This window comes from Nonomuraea sp. K271, from assembly GCF_009908215.1.
In the GTDB taxonomy this organism is placed as follows: Bacteria; Actinomycetota; Actinomycetes; order Streptosporangiales; family Streptosporangiaceae; genus Nonomuraea; species Nonomuraea longispora.
Genome location: NZ_JAAAHR010000320.1, coordinates 1 through 3,942 on the forward strand (window position 1 = coordinate 1; position 3,942 = coordinate 3,942).

4 protein-coding genes and 1 pseudogene are annotated in these 3,942 nt (G+C 75.2%); 4 read left to right on the forward strand and 1 reads right to left on the reverse strand.

Annotation, left to right across the window (positions count from 1 at the left end; all coding sequences use genetic code 11):
- The 4 genes from GUY59_RS46335 to GUY59_RS46350 form a co-directional block, all read left to right on the forward strand.
- The coding region (locus GUY59_RS46335; protein WP_161715111.1) for an alpha/beta hydrolase fold domain-containing protein at positions 1–423 on the forward strand (423 nt) is incomplete at its 5' end.
- A 39-nt stretch (positions 424–462) separates the two neighbouring features.
- Positions 463–1,578 (forward strand): acyl-CoA dehydrogenase family protein, encoded by a 1,116-nt coding sequence (locus GUY59_RS46340; RefSeq protein ID WP_138208714.1) that lies wholly within the window; start codon positions 463–465, stop codon positions 1,576–1,578.
- Positions 1,575–2,549, forward strand: a complete 975-nt coding sequence (locus GUY59_RS46345; protein WP_138208715.1) for an acyl-CoA dehydrogenase family protein — start codon at positions 1,575–1,577, stop codon at positions 2,547–2,549. Before GUY59_RS46340 ends, GUY59_RS46345 begins: the two co-directional genes overlap by 4 nt.
- A complete protein-coding gene (locus tag GUY59_RS46350; RefSeq protein WP_138208716.1) occupies positions 2,546–3,358 on the forward strand; it encodes a TIGR03619 family F420-dependent LLM class oxidoreductase in 813 nt (270 codons plus the stop codon). The genes GUY59_RS46345 and GUY59_RS46350 overlap by 4 nt, the downstream gene beginning before the upstream one ends.
- 10 nt (positions 3,359–3,368) lie before the next feature.
- On the opposite strand, the pseudogene GUY59_RS46355 reads toward GUY59_RS46350, so the two are convergent.
- A pseudogene (locus GUY59_RS46355) lies at positions 3,369–3,942 on the reverse strand (hypothetical protein); the annotation flags it as partial.

Genomic DNA, 3,942 nt, shown 5'->3' on the forward strand with positions numbered 1-3,942 from the left:
GGTGGGCCGGGGGTGGCGTTCCAGCTGCTGGTCTGCCCGATGCTCGACGACCGCAACACCACGCCGTCCAGCCTGGAGTTCACCGAGGCGGTGGGGTGGGACAGGGCCTCCAACCTCTACGGCTGGAGGGCGCTGCTCGGCGACGCGATCGGCACGGACGACGTCTCCCCGTACGCGGCCCCGGCCAGGGCGGCCGACCTAGCCGGGCTGCCGCCCACGTTCGTCGACGTGGGGGAGCTGGAGGTGTTCAGGGACGAGTGCGCCGGCTACGCGCTGCGGCTGGCGCAGGCAGGAGTGTCGACGGAGTTCCACCTGTATCCCGGGGCGTTCCACGGGTTCGACGTCGTGGTGCCCGGCACCGCGCTCAGCCGCGGAGCCGTGGAGGCGCGGGTGGCGGCGCTGGAACGGGCGCTCCACGGTTGACCCCTGGCACGCGAACCAAGCGTGCGCTAGGTTGGTTACGTGGACCTCGACTTCTCCCCGGCCGAGCGGGACTTCCGAGCCGAGGTTCGTGACTGGCTCCGCGCGCACGTGCCGCGACCGCTCCCTCCCATGGACACCGCGGAGGGCTTCGCGGCACACCGCGCCTGGGAGGCGCTGCTGGCCGGGGCGCGGCTGTCCGTCGTCTCGTGGCCCGAGCGGTACGGCGGACGCGGCGCCTCCCTCATCGACTGGCTGATCTTCGAGGAGGAGTACTGGGCCGCCGGAGCTCCCGCCCGGGTGACCCAGAACGGCATCTTCCTTCTGGGGCCGTCCCTCATGGCATTCGGCACGCCCGAGCAGCGCGACCGCTGGCTGCCGCGGATGGCGAGGGGCGACGACGTCTGGGCTCAGGCCTGGTCGGAGCCCGAGGCCGGCAGCGACCTGGCCGCCCTCACCTCCAGAGCAGAGCCCGCGCCCGGCGGCCGGCGGCTGTACGGCCACAAGACGTGGAGCTCGCGCGCCGCCCACGCCACCCACGGATTCGGCCTCTTCCGCACCTCCGGCACGCGCCACCACGGCCTCACGTACGTCATGTTCCCCATGGACGACGTCGTCGTCCGGCCGCTCGCGCAGCTCGACGGGCTGCCCGGGTTCGCCGAACTGCACTTCGACGGAGTGTTCGTGCCGGAGTCGATGGTGCTGGGCGAGCCGGGCGACGGATGGCGGATCGCGATGGCCACCACCTCGTCCGAACGCGGACTGACCCTGCGCAGCCCCGGACGTTTCCTCGCCACCGCCGATCGGCTCGTCGCGCTCGCCCGCGACGCCGACCCCGACCTCGCCGACCGGGCCGCCCGATGCTGGATAGACGCGGAGGCGTACCGGCTGCACACGTACGCCACCGCGCGGCGGCTCATGGCGGGCGAGCAAGCCGGGCCGCGGGCCAGCATGGGTAAGGTGTTCTGGTCCGAGCTGGACCTGCGCATGCACGCCCTCGCCATGGACCTGCTCGGCGACCGGGCGGGCGACACGGCCTGGCTGGACGGGTTCCTGTTCGCGCTGGCGGGCCCCATCTACGCGGGAACGAACGAGATCCAGCGCACCATCATCGCCGAACGTGTCCTCGGGCTGCCCAGGGCGGGGGTGCGGCGGTGAACTTCGGCTTCACCGGCGACCAGCTCGCCCTGGGCGCGACCGTACGCGACGTGCTGCGGGCGCACTGCCCGCCGTCCGCGCTGCGCACCGAGCGGCGGCCCGCCTGGAAACAGCTCGCCGGCCTCGGCTTCTTCGGGCTGCTGCTGCCCGCGGATTCCGGCGGCCTGGGGTTGTCGCCGGCCGACGTCCTGCCGGCGCTGGAGGAGACAGGGCGGGCGTGCCTTCCTGGGCCCGTCGTGGAGACCGCCGTGCTGGCGCCGTACCTGGTGGCGAGCCTGCCCGGCCTGGCCTCCGGCACGGTGTGCGTGAGCGTGCTGCCTCCGGGACAGGCGTACGCGCCGGACGCCGACCTGGCCGACCTGCTGGTGGTGGCGCGGGCAGGCGGCTGGCATCTGGTCCGCAAGGAGTCCGTACGCCTCGCGCCCCGCCCCGGCGTCGATCCGTGCCGGCCGCTGTTCGAGGTGGACTTCGACGTGTCGGAGGAACTGGCAGGGCCGGTCGAGTCCGCGCTGCTCGCCGTCACCGTCGCCACGGCGGCGCAGCTCATCGGAGTCGCCAGGGAACTGCTCGCGGTCACCGTCGCGTACGCGCGGGCCAGGACGCAGTTCGGGGCGGCCATCGGGTCGTTCCAGGCCGTCAAGCACCGGCTCGCGGACGTCGCCGTGGCCGTCGAGTTCGCCGCGCCCCTCGTGCACCGGGCGGCCCTCTCGGCGGGAGGGCCGGCCGGGGCGCCGCGGCCCAGCGCCGAACGGGACGTCAGCGCCGCCAAGGCCGCCGCGGGGGAGGCCGCCGGCCTGGCGGCGCGGGCGGCGCTGCAGGTGCACGGGGCGATCGGGTACACCGAGGAGCTGGATCTGCGGTTCTGGCTCGCGCGGGCCTGGGCGTTGTCCGCCGCGTACGGCACCGCGGCCGCTCACCGCGCACGCCTGCGCACCGCCGTGCTCGGCGGCGGCCCGGGGCGGTACCCGTGAAGTTCGGTGTCCCCCTCGGGCTGCTGAATCCCGCCGCGTGGAAGGACGTGGCGGTGGCCGCGGACGAGCTGGGCTTCGAGTCGGTGTGGCTGCCCGAGCACCTGGTCTTCACCACCGACCTGTCGACGGCGGGCTACCCGGGCGGCACCGCGCCGGGGATCAGACCGGGTACGCCGTTGTTCGACGCGCCCGCGTGTCTGTGCTGGCTCGCCGCGTTCACCTCCCGCGTCAAGCTCGGCACGGCGGTGCAGCTCCTCGCCCTGCGGCACCCCTTCGTGTCGGCGCGGGCGTTCGCCACGCTGGACGTCGTCTCGTCGGGACGGGCCATCTGCGGGGTCGGCGCGGGCTGGTACCGAGGGGAGTGGGAGGCGACCGGCATCCCGTTCGGCACGCGCGGGGCGCGGCTGGACGAGGCGATCGAGGTGGTCAGGCGACTCTGGAGCGAGCCGGTGGTCGCTCATTCCGGGAGGTTCTACTCATTCCCGGAGGTCGCGTTCGAGCCGAAGCCGGTGCAGAGGCGGCTGCCCGTGCTCGCGGGTGGGGAGTCGGCCGCCGCCCTGCGCAGGGCGGCCCGGCTCTGCGACGGCTGGATCAGCATGCCGCACACGATCGAGTCGATCAGGCCGCAGCTCGACCGGCTCGGGCCGGGGGTGCCCGTGACGGTGCACGCCTACGCGCTGGCCTCCCCCGACGAGGTGCCCGTCTGGGAGGTGCTCGGCGTGGAACGGCTCATCGTACGGCCGTGGACGCGCGGCCGCGACGCCGTCTCCCAGCTGGCCGCCTTCGCCGCCGACCACGGGCTCGTTTAGGGGGACGCGGTCAGGCGCGGTGGCGTCCTCTTCCGGGACGGGTGGCGCCCGCGCCTGCGAGTTGACGGCCGTCGTCGGGGCGGGTCGTCCTGCGGTGCCTGCGTCCCCTCAGCGGCAGGTCCTGCACGAACGCCTCGGCACCGCGCGCCTCGCCGGGCCGCCTGGACTGCGCGCGACCCGCAGGACCGTGCTGCCCCTGCTCCTGCCGGCCGGCGTACGGCGCCCTGGCGGGTTGCGGCGCACCGCCGGGACGGGGACCGTGGACGTCCGGCGGGCCGGGCTGCTGGCGGCGGTGGCGGCGGCCGCGCGACGGCAGGTCCGACGCGAACGCGGGCTCCTCGGCCAGCCGCTCGTGCCGCCGCCTCCGCCCGCGATAGGGCCCGCCGGACGTACGGTCCCGCCCGCTGGAGTCAGGGTCCGCACCGCTGCCGGACGTGTGGTCGGGCACGTTGCCCGAGGTGCGGCCGGGCACGCCGCCGTCGGGGAACCAGCCGGCGTTGACGGGGCTGGCGAGCGGGCCGGGCGCTCCGGCGAGGGCCGCCGTGGCCGGGGCGGGGAAGGCGTCGTGGGCGCCGGTCGGGTGG